The 23,750-nt window shown below is 64.6% G+C and carries 21 protein-coding genes (1 of these 21 only partly in view); 9 read left to right on the top strand and 12 right to left on the bottom strand.

Annotated elements, in window-relative coordinates; translation table 11 throughout:
- Positions 1–1,385 carry the 3' portion of a lipopolysaccharide biosynthesis protein gene (locus tag I6A82_RS06410; RefSeq protein ID WP_198094199.1) on the top strand. Its footprint begins 115 nt before the window's first position, so only the last 1,385 of its 1,500 coding nucleotides appear in the window; the start codon falls outside the window, past its left edge; its stop codon occupies positions 1,383–1,385.
- Positions 1,386–1,391: 6 nt separating this feature from the next.
- Here I6A82_RS06410 and I6A82_RS06405 read toward each other — a convergent pair whose 3' ends face one another.
- The gene (locus I6A82_RS06405; protein ID WP_198094198.1) at positions 1,392–2,294 is read right to left on the bottom strand and encodes a glycosyltransferase; all 903 of its coding nucleotides are present in this window, start codon (positions 2,292–2,294) and stop codon (positions 1,392–1,394) included.
- Positions 2,295–2,342: 48 nt separating this feature from the next.
- On the bottom strand, positions 2,343–2,774 hold the full coding sequence (locus tag I6A82_RS06400; protein WP_198094197.1) for a CBS domain-containing protein: 432 nt from the start codon (positions 2,772–2,774) through the stop codon (positions 2,343–2,345).
- Between the two features lie 141 nt (positions 2,775–2,915).
- Between I6A82_RS06400 and I6A82_RS06395 the strand changes: the two genes are divergently transcribed.
- Complete coding sequence (locus tag I6A82_RS06395) at positions 2,916–3,215, top strand: hypothetical protein (RefSeq protein ID WP_198094196.1); 300 nt, start codon at positions 2,916–2,918, stop codon at positions 3,213–3,215.
- On the opposite strand, the gene I6A82_RS06390 is transcribed toward I6A82_RS06395, so the two are convergent.
- From I6A82_RS06390 to hisS, 6 genes are all read right to left on the bottom strand, one after another.
- The gene (locus I6A82_RS06390; RefSeq protein ID WP_198094195.1) at positions 3,212–4,810 is read right to left on the bottom strand and encodes a DUF4139 domain-containing protein; all 1,599 of its coding nucleotides are present in this window, start codon (positions 4,808–4,810) and stop codon (positions 3,212–3,214) included. The two genes, I6A82_RS06395 and I6A82_RS06390, sit on opposite strands and share 4 nt — an antisense overlap.
- A gap of 11 nt (positions 4,811–4,821) precedes the next feature.
- Positions 4,822–6,258: a DUF4139 domain-containing protein gene (locus I6A82_RS06385; RefSeq protein WP_198095525.1), complete on the bottom strand. Its 1,437-nt coding sequence runs from the start codon at positions 6,256–6,258 to the stop codon at positions 4,822–4,824.
- Between the two features lie 64 nt (positions 6,259–6,322).
- Positions 6,323–7,111 (bottom strand): DUF4167 domain-containing protein, encoded by a 789-nt coding sequence (locus I6A82_RS06380; RefSeq protein WP_198094194.1) that lies wholly within the window; start codon positions 7,109–7,111, stop codon positions 6,323–6,325.
- A gap of 228 nt (positions 7,112–7,339) precedes the next feature.
- Complete coding sequence (gene prmC, locus I6A82_RS06375; RefSeq protein ID WP_198094193.1) at positions 7,340–8,197, bottom strand: peptide chain release factor N(5)-glutamine methyltransferase; 858 nt, start codon at positions 8,195–8,197, stop codon at positions 7,340–7,342.
- Positions 8,187–9,272 carry a peptide chain release factor 1 gene (prfA, locus tag I6A82_RS06370; RefSeq protein ID WP_198094192.1) on the bottom strand — a complete coding sequence of 362 codons (1,086 nt, stop codon included), beginning with the start codon at positions 9,270–9,272 and terminating at the stop codon, positions 8,187–8,189. Before prfA ends, prmC begins: the two co-directional genes overlap by 11 nt.
- Entirely contained in the window at positions 9,269–10,519 is a 1,251-nt protein-coding gene (gene hisS, locus I6A82_RS06365) for a histidine--tRNA ligase (RefSeq protein ID WP_198094191.1), read from the bottom strand. The genes prfA and hisS overlap by 4 nt, the downstream gene beginning before the upstream one ends.
- 183 nt (positions 10,520–10,702) lie before the next feature.
- On the opposite strand from hisS, the gene I6A82_RS06360 reads away from it, so the two are divergent.
- The 7 genes from I6A82_RS06360 to I6A82_RS06330 all read left to right on the top strand — a co-directional run bounded on the left by I6A82_RS06360 (position 10,703) and on the right by I6A82_RS06330 (position 17,714).
- Positions 10,703–12,652 carry a M61 family metallopeptidase gene (locus tag I6A82_RS06360; RefSeq protein WP_232343331.1) on the top strand — a complete coding sequence of 650 codons (1,950 nt, stop codon included), beginning with the start codon at positions 10,703–10,705 and terminating at the stop codon, positions 12,650–12,652.
- Between the two features lie 174 nt (positions 12,653–12,826).
- Entirely contained in the window at positions 12,827–13,354 is a 528-nt protein-coding gene (gene ppa, locus I6A82_RS06355) for an inorganic diphosphatase (protein ID WP_187335619.1), read from the top strand.
- A gap of 126 nt (positions 13,355–13,480) precedes the next feature.
- Positions 13,481–13,795 carry a hypothetical protein gene (locus tag I6A82_RS06350; protein WP_198094189.1) on the top strand — a complete coding sequence of 105 codons (315 nt, stop codon included), beginning with the start codon at positions 13,481–13,483 and terminating at the stop codon, positions 13,793–13,795.
- A gap of 199 nt (positions 13,796–13,994) precedes the next feature.
- Positions 13,995–14,438: a hypothetical protein gene (locus I6A82_RS06345; RefSeq protein ID WP_198094188.1), complete on the top strand. Its 444-nt coding sequence runs from the start codon at positions 13,995–13,997 to the stop codon at positions 14,436–14,438.
- A 113-nt stretch (positions 14,439–14,551) separates the two neighbouring features.
- A complete protein-coding gene (gene sucC, locus I6A82_RS06340) occupies positions 14,552–15,751 on the top strand; it encodes an ADP-forming succinate--CoA ligase subunit beta (RefSeq protein WP_198094187.1) in 1,200 nt (399 codons plus the stop codon).
- A 285-nt stretch (positions 15,752–16,036) separates the two neighbouring features.
- Positions 16,037–16,783: an electron transfer flavoprotein subunit beta/FixA family protein gene (locus I6A82_RS06335; protein WP_198094186.1), complete on the top strand. Its 747-nt coding sequence runs from the start codon at positions 16,037–16,039 to the stop codon at positions 16,781–16,783.
- A gap of 1 nt (position 16,784) precedes the next feature.
- A complete protein-coding gene (locus I6A82_RS06330; protein WP_187335614.1) occupies positions 16,785–17,714 on the top strand; it encodes an electron transfer flavoprotein subunit alpha/FixB family protein in 930 nt (309 codons plus the stop codon).
- 54 nt (positions 17,715–17,768) lie between these two features.
- Here the strand turns inward: I6A82_RS06330 and I6A82_RS06325 are convergent, their stop codons facing one another.
- From I6A82_RS06325 to recA, 4 genes are all read right to left on the bottom strand, one after another.
- Entirely contained in the window at positions 17,769–18,476 is a 708-nt protein-coding gene (locus I6A82_RS06325) for an NAD-dependent deacylase (protein WP_198094185.1), read from the bottom strand.
- Positions 18,476–21,124 carry an alanine--tRNA ligase gene (gene alaS, locus I6A82_RS06320; RefSeq protein ID WP_198094184.1) on the bottom strand — a complete coding sequence of 883 codons (2,649 nt, stop codon included), beginning with the start codon at positions 21,122–21,124 and terminating at the stop codon, positions 18,476–18,478. Before alaS ends, I6A82_RS06325 begins: the two co-directional genes overlap by 1 nt.
- A 95-nt stretch (positions 21,125–21,219) precedes the next feature.
- Positions 21,220–22,515: a M24 family metallopeptidase gene (locus tag I6A82_RS06315; protein WP_232343330.1), complete on the bottom strand. Its 1,296-nt coding sequence runs from the start codon at positions 22,513–22,515 to the stop codon at positions 21,220–21,222.
- Between the two features lie 88 nt (positions 22,516–22,603).
- The gene (recA, locus tag I6A82_RS06310; RefSeq protein ID WP_187335611.1) at positions 22,604–23,668 is read right to left on the bottom strand and encodes a recombinase RecA; all 1,065 of its coding nucleotides are present in this window, start codon (positions 23,666–23,668) and stop codon (positions 22,604–22,606) included.
- Between the last annotated feature and the right edge of the window lie 82 nt (positions 23,669–23,750).

The raw sequence follows: 23,750 nt of genomic DNA, 5'->3' as shown, positions 1-23,750 counted from the left end.
CCCTCATCATCCTGCGAATCCTCGATCCGTCCGATTACGGACTCTTCGCGATGACGCAGGTGATCCTTGCCTTCCTGGCCTTCATGAACGGCTACTTCTTCGCCAGCTCGCTGATCCAAGCGGATAGCGTGGGCAAGCAACAGATCCGACAAGCTTTCGGAATTCTCCTGCTGATCAACGTCGGGCTTGCCCTGCTGCAGCTGGTCCTCGCGCCCTATGCCGCGGACTATTACAACCAGCCGATGGTGGCCGAGCTGCTGCGCTGGCAATCGCTTATCTATCTGGCGACGCCCTTCCTGGTGATTCCCGAAGTGGTGTTGAGCCGGGACCTGGAGTTCAAGCGCCCGGCCCTCGTAAACCTGCTCTCCTCTTTCATCGGCGCAGGCGTGGGGCTCGCTGCCGCGCTGTCGGACTGGGGTGTCTGGACGCTGGTGATCGCGCCGATCTCCGTCTTCTGGAGCCGCGCGATCGCGCTCACCATCCTTACGAAAATGTACATCTGGCCCAGCTTCGACTTTCGCGGCACCGGCCATATGGTGAAATTCGGCTCCACGCTGCTGATCGCGCACGGCTTCTGGATCATCCAGAGCCAGGCGGACATCTTCATCGCCGGCCGCGTGCTCTCCCCGCACGAACTGGGGCTCTATGCCGAGGCGCTGTTCCTGGCGCAGGTGTTTGCCGCCCGGTTCGTGCCGCCGCTGAACGAGGTGGCCTTCCCCGCCTATAGCCGGTTGCAGGATGACCCATCGGCCTTTGCCTACAGCTTCCAGAAGGCGGCGCGGCTCGTCATGCTGATCGCCTGCCCTCTCTATGTCGGCATGGCGGTGACCGCCGCGCCGCTCGTCGAAACGGTGCTGGGCGATAAATGGCTGGGGATGATCCCCTTCATCGTGATCTTTGCCATCGCGATGCCGATCATGACGTTGCAAATCCTCTTTTCGCCCGCGATCAACGCCATCGGCAAGCCGCGGATCAGCGCGGAGATTTCCGCCTTCGGCGCCGTCGTCATGCCGATCGCCTTTCTAATCGGCGTGCGATTCGGCGCGACCGGCCTGGCCTGGGGATGGGTGGCGGCCTATCCGCTGCTGCTCGCCTTCACGGTTTTGCGCACCGGCAAGCATATCGGCGTGGACGCGGCGACCTTGTGGCGATCGACCTGGCCCGGCCTGTCGACTGCTGCGGCGATGGGGCTGATCGTCTGGGGGCTGGACCGTTGGATATTGCCGCCGATGGCGCCGCCGGCACAGCTCGCGATCCTCGTTGCTACCGGCGGGCTGTCCTATGTCGCGCTGCTCTATCTCGGCGCGCGCGAGACCTGGGATGAGCTCGTCCGCCTCGTAGTGAAGCGCAAGGCACCGGTGCCCGAACCGGTGCCAGCGGAATAAGCGGAATCAGCTTTTGGCCATCATCCGGCGCAGCGCGCGCCGATCGAACCATGCATCAGGAAAGCCCGTGCGCGGACGCAGCGAATCGCGGTTTGCCGCGTAAAGCGATCCCATCCGTTCGGGCAGTGCGCCCGGCCCCTCGCCGCGCATGATGTTGCTGACCAGCCTGTTCTGCAGATGGCGCACCGAATAATTGACCATCCGATTATACTGCATGGCGAGCGTGGCCGGAGCGAGTGCGCTCACCGGCTCGCAGTAGAAACCCGCGCCGCGCACCGGCAGGACCCGCTCGTCATCCCAGTGATCTTCGTTCTTGAGATCGGTCTTGGCGAGCGCGCCGATCAGGCCGTCGTCTCCGATCAGATCGACCGGCAGGCGAATGCCGTCCGCCTTCATCCGCGCCAGAAAATCACCGCGCAGCGCATAAAGATCACCGAACAATCCGCGAGTCGCTTCGATCGAATCGCCATAGGCCGCCGCGCCGCGCCCGTTCAGCGGGAAACCCGATACGGCGTTGGCATGGGGATTCGCAGCCAGCGCATCGTCCAGCGCGGCGATCGATCCGGGGGCAACCACCGCGTCGCCGTCCACAAACACATGGGTTCGGGCAAATCCGGAAAGCGTATCGAAATTCAGGCGGTTCCAGCTGCGCGCTTTTCCGCCCTCTGCCCAGTCATGAACGGTGAGGTTCGGAAACAGTCGGGCCACGCCGCGGCCGATGTCCGCCGTTCGGTCCTTCGATCCGTTGACGACGAGATGGATCGCGACCTGCGGATCACCGAGCGGCAGACTTTCGAGGCACAGCGCGATCCGCCGCTCCTCGCGATGCGCCAGCACGGTGACGATGATCGGCGAGAGGCCGCTCACCGGCCCCTGCGAATCATCCGCACATGATCGGGAGCCGCTCATTGCAACGGCTTTAGCAGGCAATGCTTGCCGAAAGTTATCCGGAAACGCTCAGACGGTCTGGATATAGTCGCGCATCGCGGTCTTTTCCGCCTCGATCCGGTCCATGCGATATTTCACCAGATCGCCGATCGACACGAACCCGACCATCCGTTCCCCGTCCAGCACGGGAAGATGGCGAAAGCGCCTCTCCGTCATTTGCGACAGGGCACCGAGCACCGAGGTTTGCGGTGTCACCGTGACGGCGGGCGATGTCATCGCCTCGCTTACCTTGCTGTCGAGCGCGCCGTCGCCGACCGATTGCAGGCATTTGATGACATCGCGTTCGGAAAACACGCCGACCACCTTGCCGTCCGCAATCACCGGCATGGCGCCGATCCGGTTCTGGGTAAGCTTCTCCACCGCGGCGCGCATCGTTTCGTCCGGATCGAGGGCAATGATGTCGCCCGGCGCGCGGGCTTCCAGAAGTTTCGCAATCGTCATGGCACGCTCTCCTCTTCTCTTCCCGCCATGGAGAATGCCTGAAGCGGAGGCTGCTTGCAAAGGTCAGCCGCGAAAACTTTGGTTCGCCGCCATAATCCCCTATATCGGACGGGTAAGCCCAGAGGAGTTTCGACCCGAGCCATGCCCCGCCCCTCCCAACTCGACGACCCGCATTATGCCGCTTTCGCCTGGGGCCGGTACTGGATGCTGATGCGCTGGATGGCACTGGTAACGGGGATCATAATCGTGGTGGCGCTGGGGTTTCTCTACGCCAGCAATGGCTGGGTTTCGGTGCATCTGTACATCGCGACCGGCCTCGGGATCGCCGCGGCGATGCTGTCTTCAGCGGGATTGATGGGACTGGTGTTCCTGTCCAGCGGCAGCGGGCATGACGAAACGATCGAGGACCCGCTCGAAAGCGAAGTCGATATCGGCGATTAGTCGGGCTTTTTCAGCTCGAACGTGAGGCGCTGCTCGCCATTGGCGGGTACGCGCACTTTCCAGGTCGGCACGCCGTCCACTTTTTCCACGCCCTTGCCCCGCTTGAGTTCGAACGGAATGGCGATTTCCACATCGACCGCACGAGCGAGCGCGTTGGTGAGCGTGAGTTCGAATCGGCGCGGGCGCTTCGGATCGGGCAAGCTCGCCGCCATCTGCACATCGGGGCGGTTGCCGAGGGCCAGTTCCACCTTCTGCCCCACCGCCTTGTCGCCCAGATCGCTCTGGCCGACGAGCAGCGGGCCGTAATCGCTCGGTTCGTACACCGCGACCTGCCCCTGCGGCAGCGGAATGCCGAGCCCGGAGTCGCTGCGGTTGCGCGCGCGCAGCGTCAGTTCCAGCGGTCGCGGTGTCCCGTCCCCGCAGCAGGCGTCCTGCGCTGTGAAGCTGCCCGCATAAAAACTGCGATAGTCCACCGTCGGCTTCACGATCATCGCCACCTGCTTCTGCGCATTGGCTGCGACCGTTATCGGCTCCGGCACGCGGTAGAGTTTCAGATCGCCCAAATCCTCCTGCGCCGCCTGGATCGCGGCGACCGGAACGGCGGAATCCATCCGGGCACCGGTCACTACGATCGATTCGCGCGCCGGGGCCATGGCTGCAGGGGGCGGTGGTGGGGGCGGCGGCGGCGGGGCCATACTTGCAGCGGAATAGAGCGGCAGATCGCTCGTTGTATTGTCATCCGGCCAGCATTCCAGCCGCAACCGCGTCGGCGGACTTCTCGGCTGGACGCCCGCCCGCTCCTTGTTCGGATTGCCGGCGACGGCCAGAAGCTGCGCATCCGGGAAACCCTGCTTCCCGCCATTGGCCACGGTAAGCCAGGCGAACAGGCTGAGCTCCTGCGGCGAATCGATGGCGCTCGCTTCGGTGGTGGCCGATCCCCCCGCCGCGCGCGCCTCGACGATGTAATTCGCATCCCAATCGAAGCCCTCGGCCAGATAGGTGAGCGTGAGCGTGGCGCGCACCGGGCGCTCGCTCGTCGTCAGCACGGACAGCGTGGGACGCGGGGACAGATCGGCGGGCACCTCATCGAAAAGGAGCCGTTCGGGCAGGCCGGTGCAGCGCAGCGCTTCAATGCCCTCGTCGGTCTCGATCACGATGCCGCCCTGCGATCCGGTGCGCAGGATCGCCTGCTGCTCGCGCACCGCGCCGGTTGCGCGGTTCGTGCGCTGCACGGTGACGCGGCGGCGCAGATAGGCATCGACCAGCCCGGCGGGCGAGAGCAACCGTGCATCGCGGTTCTTCTCGATCACGCCTTGCGGCAGACCGGAAATGATCGCGCTTTCCGGCAGCATGCCTTCCGACACGCCTTCGAACCGCAGCTTGGCATCGCCTTGCGGCAGATCGACGGTGCGCGTTTCGGTGATGAGGGCGTAGCCGCGCGGGAAACGCCGGTCGATCGGCTGGCCCGCGCCGCGGTTCGGCGCGCGGTAGATCGCGATTTGAACCGTATCGACCGCCGTCGACACGACCGTCTGCTGTGCCGCCAGCGCGCCGGGCCACAGCAAAAAAACGATCAGGACAGCGAGCAGCCGCATCGGCGCGGCCCTCAATATTCGGTGTCGAAGGTCGCGGTCACGCTCGCGCTGCCATTGGCGGGAACGGGCACCTGCCAGCGCACGCTGTCCGCCGAGACGCGCTCGCTTTCCAGGCTTTCCTCGACCACGCGCGCCTCGCCATACAGACCATCCTGCCAGAGCGAGACGGTGACGGGACGCGCCGCCGCGTTGGTCAGCTCATACCGCATGGTGGTACGCCAGCGCGAGTCGCCGCGCTTCTCGCGCTGCGCGACGATCGTCTGCACCTTCACGTCGAAGGCTTCGCCGGTAATGATCGATATCTGCGATCCCATCGGCGCAGCGGCAACCGCACTTTCGCCGATGAATTGCGGGCTGCCGCTGGCATCGCGCATATAAACGCGCACCGTTCCGGCGGGCAGCTGATCGCCCAGCCCGCCCTCGGCGGATGTGGAGAACTCGATCGCGCTCGATGCGCTTTGCGGATCATTGCCGTCGAAGCCGCCGACATGAAATTCATAGGTGCCCTTCGCCGGACTGCCCTGCACATCTAGGAAGCTGACCTGCTTCTGCTGCGCTTCCAGCACATCGGTCCGGCGGCCGAGCGGATACAGGATGAAATCGCCCAGCCGCTCGCGCGTGCCCGTCTCGGTGCCTGCACGGACCACGCCGCCGGGGCGCGGCGGGGGCACCGGATAGCGCCGCGTGCGGCTGTTGTTTTGCCGGCCGCCCGAAGGATCGCCCGCGACCAGCAGGAGCGAGGCATCGCGGTAGCTGGTGCCGGTGTTGTTGGTGAGCGTCACCCAGCCCTCGACATCGATCGTACCGCCCGCGCGATCGAACAGCGCGACATAGTCCGCGCTCCAACCGAGGCCCGGGGTCAGATAGGCCAGATCCAGCGGCACGGTGCCCGCATTGGCGGATTCGAGCGTGACCGACAGCGTCGGCCGCGCGCGCAGGCCCGGCGGCACCTGATCGAAGATCACCCGCACCGGCAGCCCGTCGTCACGCAGCACCTCGATCTTGCCGTCCACTTCCATGACCACGCCGCCATTGGCTGCAAGAATTTTGGCACGCTGCCGCGTCTCGGCGCCGGTGGCGGGGTTGGTACGGATCAACGTCACCGTCTCGCCCACCGCCTTCTGCATCATCGCACCGGGGGTAAGCAGATCATAATCGAAATTCTGTTCGACGATGCCGATACCCGGCCCGGAAAGCACGACCGTTTCGGGCCGGATCTTCGCCGAGACGTCCGGAAATTCCTGACGACTGCGGCCGCCGGGCAAGGCGATCCGCCGCCGGTCCTGCACCAGCGACTGGCCGTTCTGATAGATGGTGAGGGAGACATCGCCCTGCGCGCTGCCGGCCGTGGGCCGGTCTGCGGGGGGCGGCGTGTCGGCACCGGTCTGCGCTGCAAGCGGTGCGGCGCTGCCGGCCAGCAACAGCGCGGATATCCAGAAAAAACGCATCATCCCCCCTTTTTCCGTCGGAGGGGATGATGCAGCAACTTTACGACATTACAAGGACAAAGCCTTATTCCGCAGCGGTGGCGGCCTGTTCGTCGTTCGAGGCGCGGGGCTTGCGCGGCGCGCGGGGCTTACGCTTGGGCTTTTCTTCCTCGCTGTCGCCGGAGCCGATCGAGGGCGGCAGCACGTCGGCACTCAGGCCGCCGCCGTCCTGATGATCGCCCTTATCGTCCTTCTTGGCGCGGGGCTTGCGAGGGGCGCGGGCCTTCTTCGGCTGCTCCTCATCCTGCGTTTCGTCTTCGTCCTTACGCTGGCGACCACGCGCCCGGGCCGGGCGTTCACCCTCCCCGTCATCATCATCGCTGCGCTGACGACCGCGCGAGCGTCTGGAGCGATCATCATCGTCGCCGTCATCGGAATCGTCATCACGATCATCATCGTCGCGGCTGCTGCGACCGCGATTGCCGCGATCGTTCTGCTGCCCGCGCTGCTGACGGTTGCCGCGGCGGTTGTTGCCGTCATCGGAATCATTGTCGTCATCGCCATCGTCATCAGAGTCGCGCTGCTGATTGTTGTGGCGCGCCTGCTTTTCTTCCTGGCGGGCCTTGAAGTCGGCCTGCACGCGGAAATAATGATCGGCGAACTGCAGATAATATTCCGTGTTCACACGGTCATCGTTCATCTGCGAATCCTGCGCGAGCTTCTTGTACTTTTCCAGAAGCTGGCCGGCATTGCCGCGCGCACGATTGTCGACGCGGTTCTGATGATCGAACCCGCCGCCACCACCGCGATTGTTCTGCTGACGATTATTATTGTTGCCACGTCCGCGACGGCGGTTGGCCTGACGATTGTTCATAAAAGCTGTCTCGTCCCGATTCTGAAAATCTGCGATCCCCCGGGCGCCCTTACCCTCGGGCGCTTTGGCCTTCTGCCGTCGGAGGGGCGAGACGCCCGCCTGACCGGCTTTATCCTTGTGAAGGCGCTCCCGCGAAAGCGTCCAAAATCCAGAGGTTTCGGGGAAGCCGAATAAGAAGTAGCGAGTCGCGTCGCATAATCCAAGCGGAAAAGTGCGTGGACAGGCTGCTTAGCCTTCCGGGACCAGCACCAGCGCGCGCGGTTTGCCCGCCAGATCGCGGCGAAGCGCCACCCCAAGCTCGTGCGCGGCGGCGAGCGCGCTCACCGCTTCGGCCTGTTCGTGGCCAATCTCCACGATCGCGATCCCGCCGGGCGCGAGCATTGACGCGAATTGCGGGATCAGCACGGCATAATCGTCCATCCCCTCCGGCCCCGCGAACAGCGCGGAGTGCGGCTCGAACCCGCGCACGCTGGCGGGCAGCGCGGCTCCGCTTTCCACATAAGGCGGGTTGCACAGGATAAGATCGATCGGCCCACCCAGCGCATCGGCCCAGCCCGGCTGCCGCCAGTCGGCCAGCGCGAAGGCAGCGCGCGGGGAAAGGCCATGGCGCTCGGCATTGCCGCGCGCGACCGCCAGCGCCGCCGCGCTCGCGTCCATGCCGATGCCCTCGGCCTGCGGAAAGACGCGCAAAGCCGCCAGCAACAGCGCACCCGATCCGGTTCCGAGATCGGCGATCCGATGCGGCGGGTTGCCCGCGAACACATCCCGCGCCGCCTCGATCAGCGTCTCGCTATCGGGGCGAGGGATGAGTACGTCCGGCGTGACGTCCAGCGTCAGATCCCAGAAGTCCTGCGTGCCAAGGATATAGGCGATCGGCTCCCCCGCCGCGCGCCGTTCGAGCAGCTCGGCGAATTCGTCTGGCACGCTCAGGTCATGGAGGCGCAGCAGCATATCCTCGCGGCTGCGCTCCAGCGCATGCGCCATGAGCAGTTCGGCATCGAGGCGCGGCGTGGGGCTGGAGGCGGTAAGCTGCTTGGCGGCGTCGCGCAGCGCTTCGGCCGCCTGCCGCGCGATCTTATCCGGCATTCACCGCCGCCAGACGTTCGGCTTCGTCCTCGGCGATCAGCGCGTCGATCATTTCGCCGAGCGCATCGCCCGCCACGATTTCGGGCAATTTGTGCAGCGTCAGTCCGATGCGATGATCGGTCACGCGGCCTTGCGGGAAATTATAAGTGCGGATGCGTTCGGACCGGTCGCCGGAGCCGACCATGGACTTACGCGCGCTCGCCTCCTCGCTCGCCGCGCGCTCGCGCTCCGCTTCGTAGAGCCGCGCACGAAGAACCTTCAGCGCCTTGGCCTTGTTCTTGTGCTGCGACTTTTCGTCCTGCTGCGTGACGACCAGACCGCTGGGCAAGTGCGTGATGCGCACCGCGCTGTCGGTGGTGTTCACATGCTGCCCGCCCGCACCGGACGCGCGATACACGTCGATCTTGAGGTCGTTCTCGTCGATCTTCACATCGACCTCTTCGGGCTCCGGCAGCACGGCGACGGTGGCGGCACTGGTGTGGATTCGCCCGCCGCTCTCGGTCACCGGCACGCGCTGCACGCGGTGCACGCCGCTTTCGAATTTCAGCTTTGCGAAGACGCCCTGCCCGGTCACGGACGCGACCACTTCCTTGTAGCCGCCGACGTCCGAGCTGCTGGCGCTGATCGGCTCGACCCGCCAACCGTTGAGATCGGCGAAGCGCGAGTACATGCGGAACAGATCGCCCGCGAACAGCGCCGCTTCGTCCCCGCCGGTCCCTGCGCGAATTTCCAGCATCGCGGGACGCGCATCGGCGGAATCCTTCGGCAGCATCTTCAGCGCCAGCGCATGTTCGGCGGCCGGAATCTGCGCGCGCAACGTTTCCGCCTCTTCGTCGGCCATCGCCCGGATAGCGGCGTCCTGACCGTCCTCGGCCATCATTTCCTCGAGCAGCTTCAGCTCGGCGCGCAGCCGGCGCACCTCCGCCGCAGCCTGCGCGACCGGCTCCAGCTCGGCATAGTCCTTGGACATCGCCACGAACGCTTCGCCCTCGAGCTGCCCGGACGCCATGCGCGCCTGCATCTCGGCAAACCGCGCCTCGATCTGCGCGATGCGTTCGGAGGAAATGGCGCTCATAGTGTCAGGGATGGCCGGACGCGCTGCCAGATCGCTTCGATCTCGGACGCACGCTCGTCGCCCTCGGCCTTCACATTGTCGCTGAAACCATCGCTATCGGAGCGCAGGCTGATAATCGCGCGCGGGCTGGCCTTTACCGCCTTGTCGTATCGCTTCTTGGGAGAACCGAAGACGATCGCTTCGCAGCTCACGCCCTCGCGCCGCAGCGCCTGGGTGGCGCGAAGAGCGGCGGGGACGACATCATTGTCCTCGGCCACCAGATAGAGCTCCACTGCCTCGCTGCCCCAATCGGTCAGCAGCATGCTGAGGCGTTCGATCCCAGCAGCCCAGCCCACGGCTGGCGTTTCCTTGCCGCCCAGATTCTCGATCAGCCCGTCATAGCGGCCGCCCGCGAGCACGGTGCCCTGCGCGCCCAGCCGATCGGTGACGAATTCGAACGCGGTGTGGCGATAATAATCAAGGCCGCGCACCAAGCGGCTGTTGCGGGTCCAGGCAACGCCCGCCGCATCCAGCCCGCTGCAAACGCCCTCGAAGAAGCGCTTGGCGTCGTCCGTCAGATAGGCGTCGATATCGGGCGCGGCGTCGGCGATCGGCCGGTCGCGCGGGTCCTTGCTGTCGAGGATACGGAGCGGATTTTTCTCCAGCCGCTCCTGCGAATCTTCCGAAAGCTCGCCGCGATGCGCCTCGAAATGCTGCACCAGCGCGGCGCGCCACGCGTCGCGGCTGTCGCCGTCGCCCAGCGTGTTGAGCTGTAACGTCACGCCGTCCGCGATGCCGAGTTCGTGCAGCAGCTGATCGGCCATCGCCAGCAGTTCGACATCCGCCTGCGGTTCGCCCGCGCCGATGATTTCGGCATCGATCTGGTGGAACTGCCGATAGCGCCCCTTTTGCGGGCGCTCGTACCGGAACAGAGGCCCGTGCGCGGCAAGCTTGAGCGGCGCATGCTGCTGCCAGCCGTTGGAGATGAACGCTCGCGCGATCCCCGCGGTGAACTCGGGGCGCAGCGTGATCGAATCCCCGCCGCGATCTTCGAAACTGTACATTTCCTTGGAGACGACATCGGTCGTCTCGCCCAGCGAGCGGGCGAACACCGCGGTCGGTTCGATCACCGGCATCTGCACGCCCTTGAACCCGTAAAGCCTCCGCACGCGATCGAACACGGAAACGACATGCGCGAAGCGCTCCTGCTCCTCGCCGAAAATGTCCTGCGTGCCGCGCACGGGGTGAATTTGATCTGCCTTGGCCATGGGCCGGGCTGTTAGCGGGATATGAAGGGCGGGGGAAGATGGGGAACGGCGCTACGCCGGCACGACGTTTCCTGAATCGATCACGGCGAGAGGCCGACGGTGCATGCGGTTCGTCGAAAAGCCGGAATGATACAGAATAACGGCCCTAGACCGCGCATGGCTTTCCCGGCATCACCTTCTTCCATGAAAACAGCACTTCTTGCCACCGTCGCCCTCCTTTCCATCACCGCTCCGGCCGCCGCGCAGACCGATCCGCGTCCCGCGGGCAACAGCGCACCGGTTCAGGCGCAGCTCTCCGATCAGACGCCGCTGCCGTCCGACACGCCCTGGCCCGGCGGCACGATCGGCCTGAACATCGATGCGACGGACACCGCCCGCGGCATCTACCGCGTTCAGGAGACGATCCCCGTCACCGCGGGCACGCGCGAACTGCATCTGTTGTTCCCCGAATGGCTGCCCGGCAACCATGCCGCGCGCGGGCCGATCAACCTTGTCAGCGGCTTCCAGTTCACCGCGAACGGCAAGACGCTGGAATGGACCCGCAATCCGCTGGACGTGTACGAGATCATCGTTTCGGTGCCGCAGGGCGCGAAAAATGTGGTCGCCAATTTCGTCCACACCTCGCCGGTCGACGGCAGCGAGGGCCGCATCACGATGACGCCCGAGATGCTGAACCTGCAGTGGGAAAAGATGAGCTTCTATCCCGCGGGGCACTATACCCGCCGCATCGCGGTGAAACCGACGGTGCAGTTCCCCGCCGACTGGACGGTGTTCACCGCGCTCGACGGCCAGAAAGTGGGCGGCGGTAATGCGGTGACGTGGGACGTCGTCGATTATGAGACGCTGGTCGATTCGCCGATCTTCGCGGGCAAATATGCCAAGCAGTGGACGCTCGACCCCGAAGTGAAGCTGGACGCGATCGCCGACAAGCCGAAATATCTGGAACTGGCGCCCGAAAACCTCGCCCATTTCAACAAGCTGGTGGCCGAGTCCGACGCGCTGTTCGGGGCGCGCCACTACGATCACTATGACATTTTGCTCGCCCTGACCGACAGGATGGGCGGCATCGGCCTCGAACATCATCGCTCGGCCGAGAACCAGTATGAGCCGACCGCGCTGACCGACTGGGCAGCGATGGATTGGGATCATAATGTGGTGAGCCACGAGCTGGTCCATAGCTGGAACGGCAAGTTCCGCCGCCCCGCCGACCTCTGGACACCCGATTATCGCACGCCGATGCAGGATACGCTTTTGTGGATGTACGAAGGCCAGACGCAGTTCTGGGGCTGGGTGCTCGCCGCGCGGTCCGGCCTGCAGACCAAGCAGACCTTCCTCGACGCGTTCGCGACCTATGCCGCCAACTATTCCGAAGGCCAGCCGGGCCGCGCCTATCGCTCGGTGGAGGACACGACGCATGATCCGATCATCAATTCGCGCCGTCCGCTGCCCTATTCCTCGCTCAGCAGGAGCGAGGACTATTATGTCGAAGGCGCGCTGACCTGGCTGGAAGCCGACGAGATCATCCGCGAGGGCACCGGGGGCAAGAAGGGCCTCGATGATTTCGCCAAGGCTTTCTTCGGCAAGACCGACGGCGACTGGGGCGAGCTGACCTATGATTTCGACGAGATCGTGGAGACGCTGAACGGCGTCTACGCTTACGACTGGGCGAACTTCCTGCGCACGCGCCTGTACGAGCCCAATCAGCCATCGCCGGTCCGCGGCATCAACATGGCCGGATACAAGCTGGTCTGGAAGGATGAGCCCAACAGTTACGACGATGGCCGCGCGCAGAATTACAACTACACCAACCTGTTCTACTCGCTGGGCGTGAACCTTTCGAACAGCGGCGAGGTGACCTCCACTTTGTGGGACGGCCCTGCCTTCAACGCCGGGATCGTGGATGGCAGCACCATCGTCGCGGTGAACGGCCAGGCCTATTCGAAGGAAGGCATCATGGACGCGGTGACCGCAGCCAAGGATTCCAAGCAGCCGATCACGCTTCTGGTGAAGCGCGGCGATGTCTACCGCACGGTGGACATCGATTATCATGACGGCCTTCGCTATCCCTATCTGGAAAAGGCGGTGGAGGGCGAGGCCGGTCTCGACCGTCTGCTGGAGCCGCGCACCAGCTAAGCGCGACTTTTCTTGAGAAACACCTCCTCGCCCCGGCACAAGCCGGGGTGAGGCAGAGCTTCATGGGCGCGGGCCTCATCGCCGCGCCGGCCCAGCACAATTGCCGCCTTGCCGTTGTGCACTGCAACCCGCTAGGGGCGCTCGCAAAGACATTACAGGGTAAGGACATCTTCCATGGATATCAGCAAGATCCCCACCGGCGACAATCCGCCGGAAAGCCTCAACGTCGTCATCGAGGTGCCGGTCGGCGGCGAGCCGGTGAAATATGAGTTCGACAAGGAATCGGGCGCGCTGTTCGTCGACCGTATCCTGCACACGCCGATGCGCTATCCGGCCAATTACGGCTTCGTACCGCACACGCTTTCGCCCGATGGCGATCCGCTCGACGCGCTGGTCGTCGCACGTTCGCCCTTCATGCCCGGCTGCGTCGTGCGCGCCCGGCCGATCGCGGTGTTGAACCTGGAAGACGAACATGGCGGCGACGAGAAGCTGCTGTGCGTGCCGATCGACGGCACCTTCCCTTATTACCGCAAGATCGCCGAAAGCGGCGATCTGCCCGAAATCGTGATGCAACAGATCGAGCACTTCTTCACCCACTACAAGGACCTGGAACCCGAGAAATGGGTCCGGGTCGGCAAATGGGGCAATGCCGAGGAAGCACGCCAGATCATCCTGGAAGCAATCGAACGCGCGAAGGGCTGAACGCCGCCGTCACCAATCAATCCGTAGTCCCGAGCTTGTCGAAGGGCGCTTCCCGGCTTAGCATCTTGCTTTGTCGTGAAGCGCCCTTCGATCTTTGGAATGGATCGGGGCCTCTGGAGTGTCCCCATGCATAAGGCCGTTGTTCCCGCCCTCCTTCTGCCCCTGGCGCTTGCCGCCTGCGCAACGCCGCAAACGCGCGTGCGCAACGGGCTGACCGATCTCGGCCTCAGCTACCCCATGGCCGATTGCATGTCCGAGCGGATGGTCGATCGCCTGTCGCTGCGCCAGCTCCAGCGCCTGTCCAGTCTGGACGGGTTCGAAGGCAAGAAGCCGGGCGAGATTTCGATCAACGAATTCATTCGCATCACGCGCGGCCTGCAGGACCCGGAGGTTCTGGGCGTCGTCACTTCGTCCGGCGCGATCTGCGCCGTGACGCGCTAAGGGGACATTGCCGATGCGCCGCCCCGCCGCATGCCTGCTGCTGCCCCTGGCCCTCGCGGCTTGCAATTTCGCCGCCACCGGCTCCGAAGCCGAAGCCGAAGCGACAAGTGCCGCTGCCGCGGAGTCCGCTCCGGTCGCTACTGCAACCGCAGATGCGAACACCCTTACCGCCACAGGCTGGGGGCCCTTGCGCATAGGCATGACCCGTGACCAGGTGGTCGAGGCGCTCGGCCCCGATGCAAACCCGCAAAATGTCGGCGGCGCGGAGCCCGAACAGTGCGATCAGTTCCGCCCGCAGCGGGCACCGGAAAACATGCTGCTGATGATCGAGCAGGGCAAACTTTCCCGGATCGAACTGGACGGGCCCACCGATATCCGCACGCCGGACGGCTTCACCGTCGGCGATCCCGCCTCCGCGATCAAGGCGAAGCTCGGCGCGCGCCTGTCCGCGCAGCCGCACAAATATGTCGATGCCCCGGCAGAATATCTCTCCGTCTGGCAGAACGGCGTGACACCCGGCGAAGGCGGCTATGTCGACGATCCGTCGGCGCGCGGCATCGTTTACGAGGTTGGCGCGGACGGACGGGTGGACCATATCTTTGCAGGCGGCCCGGCCATCCAATATGTCGAAGGCTGCGCCTGACTCAGGGGCTGTTCGGGTGCTGCTTCGGCACCCTACCCCCTAGCCTTGCCCGCCCGGCTATGCTTTAGCCGCACACAATCGATTCCAACGAACCGGTCCAAGGACATCTCCCCATGAACATTCACGAATATCAGGCCAAAGAGCTTCTCGCCAAATACGGCATCGGCATCCCCACCGGCTATCCGGCCATGACCGTCGAGGAAGCGGTAAAAGGCGCCGAAAAGCTGCCAGGACCGCTCTATGTCGTGAAGGCCCAGATCCACGCCGGCGGCCGCGGCAAGGGCACGTTCAAGGAACTGGAAGAAGGCGCCAAGGGCGGCGTGCGGCTCGCCAAGTCGATCGACGATGTGCGCTCGGACGCCAAGGATATGCTCGGCAACACCCTCGTCACCGTGCAGACCGGCGATGAAGGCAAGGAAGTGAACCGCCTCTACGTCACCGACGGCGTCGACATCGAGAAGGAATATTACCTCTCCATGCTCGTCGACCGCGCTTCGGGCCGGGTCGCCATGGTCGTATCGACCGAAGGCGGCATGGACATCGAAACGGTGGCGCACGACACCCCGGAAAAGATCACCACCATCACCGTCGATCCCGCCAAGGGCTTCACCGACGAAGACGGCAAGAAGGCGGCCGACGCGCTGAAGCTTTCGGGTTCGCTGGCCGATGAGTGCGTCTCGCTCACCAAGAAGCTCTACCAGGCCTTCACCGGGCTCGACTGCGCGATGATCGAGATCAATCCGCTCGTCGAAACGAAGGACGGCAAGCTGCTGGTCCTCGACACCAAGATGAGCTTCGATTCGAACGCGATGTTCCGTCACCCCGACGTCGAAGCGCTGCGCGACGAGAGCGAAGAAGACCCGATGGAAGTCGAGGCCTCGAAGTACGACCTCGCCTACATCAAGCTGGACGGCGACATCGGCTGCATGGTGAACGGCGCGGGCCTCGCCATGGCGACCATGGATATCATCAAGCTGAACGGCGCCTTCCCCGCCAACTTCCTCGACGTCGGCGGCGGCGCCGATAAGGAAAAGGTCACCGCGGCGTTCAAGATCATCCTGAGCGATCCCGCCGTGAAGGGCATCCTCGTCAACATCTTTGGCGGCATCATGAAGTGCGACATCATCGCCGACGGCATCGTCGCGGCGGCCAAGGAAGTGAACCTCTCGGTTCCGCTGGTGGTCCGCCTCGAAGGCACCAATGTCGAAAAGGGCAAGGAAATCCTCGCCAATAGCGGTCTGCCGATCGTCAGCGCCGACAATCTCGGTGATGCCGCGAAGAAGATCGTCGCGGAGGTCAAGGAAGCCGCATAAGCGCGCCCGACCTTATCATCACATGCATTCTTGCGGGTCGGAGGCGAGTTGGTCGCTTCCGGCCCGCATTCCTATCTGCTCCGGACAATCTTCCACCGGACCGGCCTTTGCCCGACCGTTCCCGTTTCGGGCGAGCGGTATGGCGCGCGGCCGCGCTTAGCTGCCCCCTTTTTCAGCGAAACGTTTCTCGCTCCCGCTCGTTACGGGGTGGCAATCTGTCATTCGAACTGCTACGTAACGTTTACGTCAACGTAAAGCTGCTGGCTCTCAAGGAAAGGATACCGCATGAAAGCCCTCGTGCCCGTCAAACGGGTGATCGACTATAATGTGAAGCCGCGCGTCAAAGCCGACGGCTCCGGGGTCGATCTCGCCAATGTCAAAATGTCGATGAACCCGTTCGACGAAATCAGCGTCGAAGAAGCCATTCGCCTGAAAGAAGCCGGCAAGGTCGAAGAGATCGTGGTCGTTTCCATCGGCCCGGCCAAGGCGCAGGAAACGCTGCGTACCGCGCTCGCCATGGGCGCTGACCGCGGCATTCTGATCGAAACCGATGACGAGGTGGAGCCGCTGGGCGTCGCCAAGCTGCTGAAGAAGGTGGCTGAGGAAGAAGAGCCCGGCCTGATCATCCTCGGTAAGCAGGCGATCGACGACGATTCGAACCAGACCGGCCAGATGCTGGCGGCGCTGATGGATCGTCCGCAGGGTACCTTCGCCAACACGGTCGAGCTGGAAGGTGACAGCGTCACCGTGAAGCGTGAGATCGACGGCGGCCTGGAAACGGTGAAGCTGCAGCTTCCCGCCATCATCACCACCGATCTTCGCCTGAACGAGCCGCGCTATGCATCGCTGCCGAACATCATGAAGGCGAAGAAGAAGCCGCTCGATACCAAATCGCCCGCCGATTACGGCGTCGACATCGCACCGCGGCTGAAGACCACCAATGTCTCCGAACCGCCCGTCCGCCAGGCCGGTATCAAGGTCGAGGATGTGGACCAGCTGGTCACCAAGCTCAAAGCACTGGGAGTTGCCTGATATGAAAACCCTGGTTCTCGTAGAACATGACAATGCGTCGGTGAACGACGCTACCCTCGCCGCCGTCACGGCAGCCTCGCAGATGGGCGAAGTGCACCTCCTCGTCGCCGGCAGCGATTGCGCTGCGGTTGGTGAGCAGGCCGCGAAGATCGCCGGCGTGGGCAAGGTCCATGTCGCCGACGATCCGGCCTATGCGCATATGCTGCCCGAAGCGGTGGCCGCGCTCGCCGCCGATCAGATGGGTTCGCACGATGCCTTCGTCGCGCCCGCCACCACCAACGGCAAGAACATCGCACCGCGCGTCGCCGCGCTGCTCGACGTCATGCAGGTGTCGGACATTCTGTCAGTCGAAGGCGACAAGACGTTCACCCGTCCGATCTATGCCGGCAATGCCATCGCGACCGTCCAGTCCACGGACGAAAAGCTGGTCGTCACCGTGCGCGGCACCGCATTCGACAAGGCCGAAGCCGAAGGCGGCTCGGGCGAGATCGAAGCCGTGTCCGGCCCTACCGGCAACGGCAGCAGCGAATTCGTCAGCCAGGACCTCGCCAAGAGCGACCGTCCGGAACTGACCAGCGCAAGCGTGATCGTGTCCGGCGGCCGCGCCTTCGGTTCGAAGGAAAGCTTCCACGAACTGCTCGATCCGCTCGCCGACAAGCTGGACGCCGGTGTCGGTGCCAGCCGCGCCGCCGTCGATGCGGGCTATGCGCCCAACGACTATCAGGTCGGCCAGACCGGCAAGATCGTCGCCCCCGAATGCTATATCGCCATCGGCATTTCCGGCGCGATCCAGCATCTTGCGGGCATGAAGGATTCGAAGACCATTGTCGCGATCAACAAGGACGAAGACGCGCCGATCTTCCAGGTCGCGGACCTCGGCCTCGTCGGCGATCTGTTCAAGATCGTGCCGGAGCTGACCGAAAAGCTCTGACGCTTTTGGTGAATCCAAACAGCAAAGGGCCGCGAAGCGATTCGCGGCCCTTTCTTATTGCCCCAGCACCTCGTCCACCCATTCGGGCACGATCTGCCCCGCGGGCCCATGCCGCGCCTCATGGAAATAATGCGTGCCTTGGCTCGGCTCCAGATTGAGTTCCAGACAGCGCGCACCCGCGCCGCGTGCTTCGGTCACGAAGCCGGCCGCGGGATAGACCGCGCCGCTGGTGCCGATCGAGACGAACAGGTCCGCCGCGCCAAGCGCTGCATAAATGCGGTCCATCTCGTACGGCATCTCGCCGAACCACACGACATCGGGCCGCAGCGATCCCGCCGCGCCGCATTCCGGACAGGCGGGACGGCCGATCAGATCCTGCGTGATCCTCAGCCGCGCATCGCAGGTGGTGCACCAGGCGTGCGCAAGGTCCCCATGCATATGCAGAGGGTCCGCGCCTGCCCGCTCGTGGAGATCATCGACATTCTGGGTGACGAGCAACAGCCCGCCCTGCCATTCGCGCTGCAACCGGGCGAGCGCGCGGTGCGCGGCATTGGGCTCCACGCCCGCCGCGCCTTTGCGACGCGCATCGTAGAAATTCAGCACCAGATCGGGATCGCGCGCGAACGCTTCCGGTGTCGCGACATCCTCCACGCGGTGCCGTTCCCAAAACCCGCCCGAATCGCGGAAGGTATCGAGCCCCGATTCGGCGCTGATACCTGCGCCGGTCAGGATGACGATATTGCCGTCCGGCGGGAGCGTCATCAGCCCTTCAGCGCGGCGCGCACCGCGTCGAGCGCCTCAGGGGCCTTGTCGCCGTCCGGTCCCCCGCCCTGCGCCATGTCGGCACGGCCACCGCCACCCTTGCCGCCCAGCTCCGCCACGCCCGCGCGCACCAGCGCCACCGCGTCGAACTTTTCGGTCAGATCGTCGGTTACCGCCACCGCGAACGCCGCACGGCCTTCATTCACCGCCGCCAGCGCCGCAACGCCGCTGCCAAGCTTGTCCTTCATGTCATCGAGGATCGAGCGCAGTGACTTCGGATCGACGCCGTCCAGCGCCTGGCCGAGGAACTTGGTGCCCGCAATTTCCTCGATCTCCGGCCCGGCAGACGATCCACCGCCTCCGCCGAGCGCCAGCTGCTTCTTCGCTTCGGCCAGCTCGGCCTCCAGCCGGCGGCGTTCCGCCACCAGCGTGCCCACGCGCTCGGCCACCTCTTCGGGGGCCGCCTTCAGCGCGGATGCCGCCTGCCGCAGCATGGCCTCGCGCCCCGTCAGATATTGCCGCGCGGCCTCTCCTGTCAGTGCCTCGATCCGGCGCACACCGCTCGACACCGCGCTCTCGCCGACGATCTTGAACAAAGCGATATCGCCCAGCGCATCGACATGCGTCCCGCCGCATAGCTCGATCGAATAGTGCTTGTCGGTCTGGCGGCCCATCGAAAGCACGCGCACCTCGTCGCCATATTTTTCGCCGAACAGCGCCAGCGCCCCAGCCCCCACGGCGTCGTCGGGCGACATCAGCCGCGTCGTCACCGGATCGTTGGCGCGAATTTCCTCGTTCACCTCGGCCTCGATCGCGGCGATGTCCTCATCGCTCAGCGCTGTGGGGTTAGAGAAGTCGAACCGCAACCGTTCGGGCGCCACCAGGCTGCCCTTCTGCGTCACATGCTCGCCCAGCCGTCCACGCAGCGCCGCGTGCAGCAGATGCGTCGCGCTGTGGTTCGCGCGCAGCCGGTCGCGCCGTTCGCCGTCCACCAGCATCTGCACGCCGTCGCCGATCTTGATCGTGCCCTTTTCCACCGTCGCATGATGCGCATGGAGCCGCCCGAGCGGCTTGGACGTGTCGCTCACGCTGGCCGCGAAATCATGGGGACCGGAAATGCGCCCGCTATCGCCCATCTGCCCGCCGCTTTCGGCATAAAAGGGCGTCTGGTTGGTCAGGATCACACCCCGATCGCCCTCGGACAGTTCGGACACTTCCGCGCCATCCTTCACCAGCGCGACGATGGTGCCCTCCCCCTCGGTCGCCTGATAGCCGATGAACTCGCTGCCGCCCTCACGCTCGGCAATGTCGAACCAGACTTCGCTGTCGGCGCTCTCGCCCGAACCCTTCCAGGCGGCGCGCGCGGCCTTCTTCTGCTCGGCCATGGCGGCATCGAAGCCGGCGCGGTCGACCGTCAAGCCGCGGGCGCGCAGCGCATCCTCGGTCAGATCATAGGGGAAACCATAGGTATCGTAGAGCTTGAAAGCGGTCTCGCCGGGAAGTTCGGCGCCCTCGGCCATGTCTTCGGTGGCGTCGTCCAGCAGACGCAGGCCCTTCTCCAGCGTCTGGCGGAAACGCGTTTCCTCGCGCTCCAGCGTTTCGCGGATCAGCGGCTGTGCGCGGATCAGTTCGGGATAGGCCGCGCCCATTTCGGAAGCGAGCGTCGGCACCAGCCGGTGCATCAGCGGGTCCTTCGCACCCAGCAGATGCGCGTGGCGCATGGCGCGGCGCATGATCCGGCGCAGCACATAGCCGCGCCCTTCGTTGGCGGGCAGCACGCCGTCCGCCATCAGGAAGCTCACCGAGCGCAGATGGTCCGCGATCACGCGGTGGCTGGCGCGCGTTTCGTCCGTTTCCGGCTGATCGGTGAGGTCCACCGACGCGGCGATCAGTGTCTTGAACAGATCGATATCATAATTGTCGTGCACGCCCTGCATCACCGCCGCGGCACGCTCCAGCCCCATGCCGGTGTCGATGGAAGGCTTGGGCAGATCGCCGACGATCTCCCCCTCTTCCTGCCGGTGCTGCATGAAGACTAGGTTCCAGATTTCGACGAAGCGGTCGCCATCCTCTTCCGGCGTTCCGGGCGGGCCGCCCCAGATCTCATCGCCATGATCGTAGAACAGCTCGCTGCACGGGCCGCAGGGGCCATTGTCGCCCATCGCCCAGAAATTGTCCTTGGTGGCGATGCGGATGATGCGATCTTCCGGCAGTCCCGCGATCTTGCGCCAGAGATCGAACGCCTCATCATCGGTGTGATAGACGGTGGCGGTCAGGCGGCTGGGATCGATGCCCCATTCCTTCGTCACCAGCGTCCAGGCATGCTCGACCGCCTGTTCCTTGAAATAATCGCCGAACGAAAAATTGCCCATCATCTCGAAGAAGGTGTGGTGCCGCGCGGTGTAGCCGACATTGTCGAGATCGTTATGCTTGCCGCCCGCGCGCACGCATTTCTGCGCGCTGGTCGCCCGGTCATAGGGCCGCGATTCCAGGCCGGTGAAAACATTCTTGAACGGCACCATGCCCGCATTCACGAACATCAGCGTCGGATCGTTATGCGGCACCAGCGGCGCGGAGGGCACGCGCTCATGCCCGGCGTCGGCGAAATAATCGAGGAAACTGCGGCGGATGTCGTTGGTCGATGTCATAGCGCCCATGTAAGCGGGCAGCGGGGCGCGCTCAAGCGAAACGGCTCGGCCTCAGTTTCGATCGGGGAACTTCTACTGCGGCCCTTGTTGCCGCCTCATCCGAAGGGCTGGTCGATGGATGGCGGCGGCTGGGTGAAATATTCCGGGCCGGTGGCTGTCATGTGGAAACAATCTTCCAGGCGCACGCCGAATTGGCCGGGGGCGTAGAGGCCCGGTTCGTTTGAGAAGCACATGCCTTCTGCGAGAGTTGTTTGCTCGCCATGGACGAGGTTCACCGGTTCATGGCCTTCCATTCCAATGCCGTGGCCGGTGCGGTGCGAGAGGCCCGGCAGTTCGTAGCGCGGGCCGTAGCCGAGCGATACGTAATAAGCGCGGACGGCATCGTCGACCGATCCGGCGGGGGCCCCGAGCTGGGCGGCATCGAACGCGACCTGCTGTCCGCGAGCGACCTCGTTCCAGACGCGGGCCTGCTCGGCGGTCGGGTCGGGACCGAAAACGAAGGTGCGTGAAATGTCCGACTGATAGTCCTCGACCGAACAGCCGCAGTCCATGAGGACGATGCCACCGCGTTCCACGCGCTGCGGCTTGCCGCTGCCATGGGGATAGGCCGATGCTTCACCGAGCAGGATCAGCGACCAGGGATCGCGGCCGCCCAGAGCGCGCGTGGCTTCATCCATCATCGCGCCGATTCGCGCCGGGCCCATGCCCTCTTCGATCCGCGGATAGACGTAGCGATAGGCCGCGAGCGTCACGTCGTTCGCTATCTGCATCAACGCGATCTCAGCGGGCGTCTTGCGCATGCGACAACCGCGCACGACGGGAGCGGCTGAAACCAGAGGGGCCTTCGGAAGCGCTTGGGCGAGCCCATCGGAGGCGAAGAAGCGGACGGTCTCCTCGATGCCAATGCGGGAATCGGCGAGGCCGCGTTCCGTGAGGACCTGGGCGACCAATCGGGTCGGGCTCTCATCCTCCTGCCAGACGCGGATGTCGGCGTCGATGCCAAGCGACTCGGCAACCGAGGGACGTTCGAAGAAGGGCGTGACGATGATGGGATCGCCACTGGCCGGGATGATCGCGGCGGTCAGCCGTTCGCTGCGCCACCAGCGCACGCCAGTAAAATAGACGAGGCTGGCCCCGGGCTCGATCAGGATCGCGCCGATGTCGTTGGCTGCCATCAAAGCCTGCGCGCGTTTCAATCGCTCGGCGCGTTCCGCACGTCCGATCGGGATAGCGCCGCCGGTGATAGGCTCCAGTTCAGCGGCCGCGCCGGCTTGCGCACGAAGGCCCGTCAGCGGCGCGGACGCGAGCGCCGCGGAGCCTAGCGCCATCGAGCCCATAAGGCGGCGGCGCGAGAGAGCCGGGCTGCCCCGCATCATGTTCAACTTCATCATGTTCGCTTCCCTCCGTATCGCACCGCAGACCCTAACGGCTGTCCGAAAGGTCGCAACGGTTAGGATACGGGGGGAGCATGAGGACCCGTCAGTCGGCGTCGGGGCCGACCATCATTTCTTCGGCGACATCGTCCTTCTTGCCGCGGATCTGCGCTTCCAGCTTTTCGAGCATCTCCGGGTTCTCGCGCAGGAAGTTCTTCGCATTCTCGCGGCCCTGGCCGATGCGGGTGCTGTCATAGCTGAACCAGGCGCCCGCTTTCTCGACGATGCCGGCCTTCACGCCCAGATCGATGATCTCGCCGATCTTGGAGATGCCCTCGCCATACATGATGTCGAACTCCACCTGCTTGAACGGCGGGGCAACCTTGTTCTTCACCACCTTCACGCGCGTGGCGTTGCCGACCACTTCGTCACGGTCCTTGATCTGGCCGGTGCGGCGGATGTCGAGGCGCACGGAGGCGTAGAATTTCAGCGCGTTGCCGCCCGTGGTCGTCTCCGGATTGCCGTACATCACGCCGATCTTCATGCGCAGCTGGTTAATGAAGATCACCATGCATTTGGATTTGGAGATGGAGCCGGTCAGCTTGCGCAGCGACTGGCTCATCAACCGGGCCTGCAGGCCGACATGGCTATCGCCCATCTCGCCCTCGATCTCCGCGCGGGGCACCAGCGCGGCCACCGAATCGACCACCAGAATGTCGATCGCGTTGGAGCGCACCAGCGTGTCGCAAATCTCCAACGCCTGTTCGCCCGTGTCTGGCTGCGAGACGATGAGATTGTCGATATCCACACCCAGCTTCTTGGCGTAGACCGGATCAAGCGCGTGCTCGGCATCGATGAACGCCGCGGTACCGCCCTTCTTCTGGCATTCGGCCACCGTGTGCAGCGCCAGCGTGGTTTTGCCCGAGCTTTCCGGGCCGTAAACTTCGATGATGCGCCCCTTGGGAAGGCCGCCGATGCCGAGTGCGATATCGAGGCCGAGCGAGCCGGTGGAGATTGCCTCAATCTCGATCGCCTCACGGCTACCCAGCTTCATTGCCGAGCCCTTGCCGAAGGCGCGGTCGATCTGCGCCAGCGCGGCGTCGAGTGCCTTTTCGCGGTCCATGTCGCTTTTTCTTTCGTTCGATTCGATGACTTTGAGTTTGGCGGCCATATCACGTCCCCTGCACTGGTTCAGCAATGCCGTCGGCGCGACGGCAGTTTTTGCGCTGTACCGTATTTGTTCGGACAGAACA

The organism is Novosphingopyxis sp. YJ-S2-01, assembly GCF_016093175.1.
Lineage (GTDB): Bacteria > Pseudomonadota > Alphaproteobacteria > Sphingomonadales > Sphingomonadaceae > Novosphingopyxis > Novosphingopyxis iocasae.
This window is presented reverse-complemented; position numbering and strand designations above follow the sequence as displayed.

What these genes read in the sequence shown, in the direction of transcription:
- I6A82_RS06395 (WP_198094196.1), top strand. Translation starts at nt 2,916, where the DNA reads ATGCCCCGCCCCTCCCAACTCGACGACCCGCATTATGCCGCTTTCGCC.
- I6A82_RS06385 (WP_198095525.1), bottom strand. Translation starts at nt 6,258, where the DNA reads ATGCGTTTTTTCTGGATATCCGCGCTGTTGCTGGCCGGCAGCGCCGCA.
- I6A82_RS06390 (WP_198094195.1), bottom strand. Translation starts at nt 4,810, where the DNA reads ATGCGGCTGCTCGCTGTCCTGATCGTTTTTTTGCTGTGGCCCGGCGCG.
- I6A82_RS06400 (WP_198094197.1), bottom strand. Translation starts at nt 2,774, where the DNA reads ATGACGATTGCGAAACTTCTGGAAGCCCGCGCGCCGGGCGACATCATT.
- I6A82_RS06360 (WP_232343331.1), top strand. Translation starts at nt 10,703, where the DNA reads ATGAAAACAGCACTTCTTGCCACCGTCGCCCTCCTTTCCATCACCGCT.
- I6A82_RS06380 (WP_198094194.1), bottom strand. Translation starts at nt 7,111, where the DNA reads ATGAACAATCGTCAGGCCAACCGCCGTCGCGGACGTGGCAACAATAAT.
- I6A82_RS06335 (WP_198094186.1), top strand. Translation starts at nt 16,037, where the DNA reads ATGAAAGCCCTCGTGCCCGTCAAACGGGTGATCGACTATAATGTGAAG.
- I6A82_RS06330 (WP_187335614.1), top strand. Translation starts at nt 16,785, where the DNA reads ATGAAAACCCTGGTTCTCGTAGAACATGACAATGCGTCGGTGAACGAC.
- prfA (WP_198094192.1), bottom strand. Translation starts at nt 9,272, where the DNA reads ATGAGCGCCATTTCCTCCGAACGCATCGCGCAGATCGAGGCGCGGTTT.
- hisS (WP_198094191.1), bottom strand. Translation starts at nt 10,519, where the DNA reads ATGGCCAAGGCAGATCAAATTCACCCCGTGCGCGGCACGCAGGACATT.
- alaS (WP_198094184.1), bottom strand. Translation starts at nt 21,124, where the DNA reads ATGACATCGACCAACGACATCCGCCGCAGTTTCCTCGATTATTTCGCC.
- I6A82_RS06325 (WP_198094185.1), bottom strand. Translation starts at nt 18,476, where the DNA reads ATGACGCTCCCGCCGGACGGCAATATCGTCATCCTGACCGGCGCAGGT.
- I6A82_RS06350 (WP_198094189.1), top strand. Translation starts at nt 13,481, where the DNA reads ATGCATAAGGCCGTTGTTCCCGCCCTCCTTCTGCCCCTGGCGCTTGCC.
- prmC (WP_198094193.1), bottom strand. Translation starts at nt 8,197, where the DNA reads ATGCCGGATAAGATCGCGCGGCAGGCGGCCGAAGCGCTGCGCGACGCC.
- I6A82_RS06345 (WP_198094188.1), top strand. Translation starts at nt 13,995, where the DNA reads ATGACCCGTGACCAGGTGGTCGAGGCGCTCGGCCCCGATGCAAACCCG.
- I6A82_RS06405 (WP_198094198.1), bottom strand. Translation starts at nt 2,294, where the DNA reads ATGAGCGGCTCCCGATCATGTGCGGATGATTCGCAGGGGCCGGTGAGC.
- ppa (WP_187335619.1), top strand. Translation starts at nt 12,827, where the DNA reads ATGGATATCAGCAAGATCCCCACCGGCGACAATCCGCCGGAAAGCCTC.
- recA (WP_187335611.1), bottom strand. Translation starts at nt 23,668, where the DNA reads ATGGCCGCCAAACTCAAAGTCATCGAATCGAACGAAAGAAAAAGCGAC.
- sucC (WP_198094187.1), top strand. Translation starts at nt 14,552, where the DNA reads ATGAACATTCACGAATATCAGGCCAAAGAGCTTCTCGCCAAATACGGC.
- I6A82_RS06315 (WP_232343330.1), bottom strand. Translation starts at nt 22,515, where the DNA reads ATGATGAAGTTGAACATGATGCGGGGCAGCCCGGCTCTCTCGCGCCGC.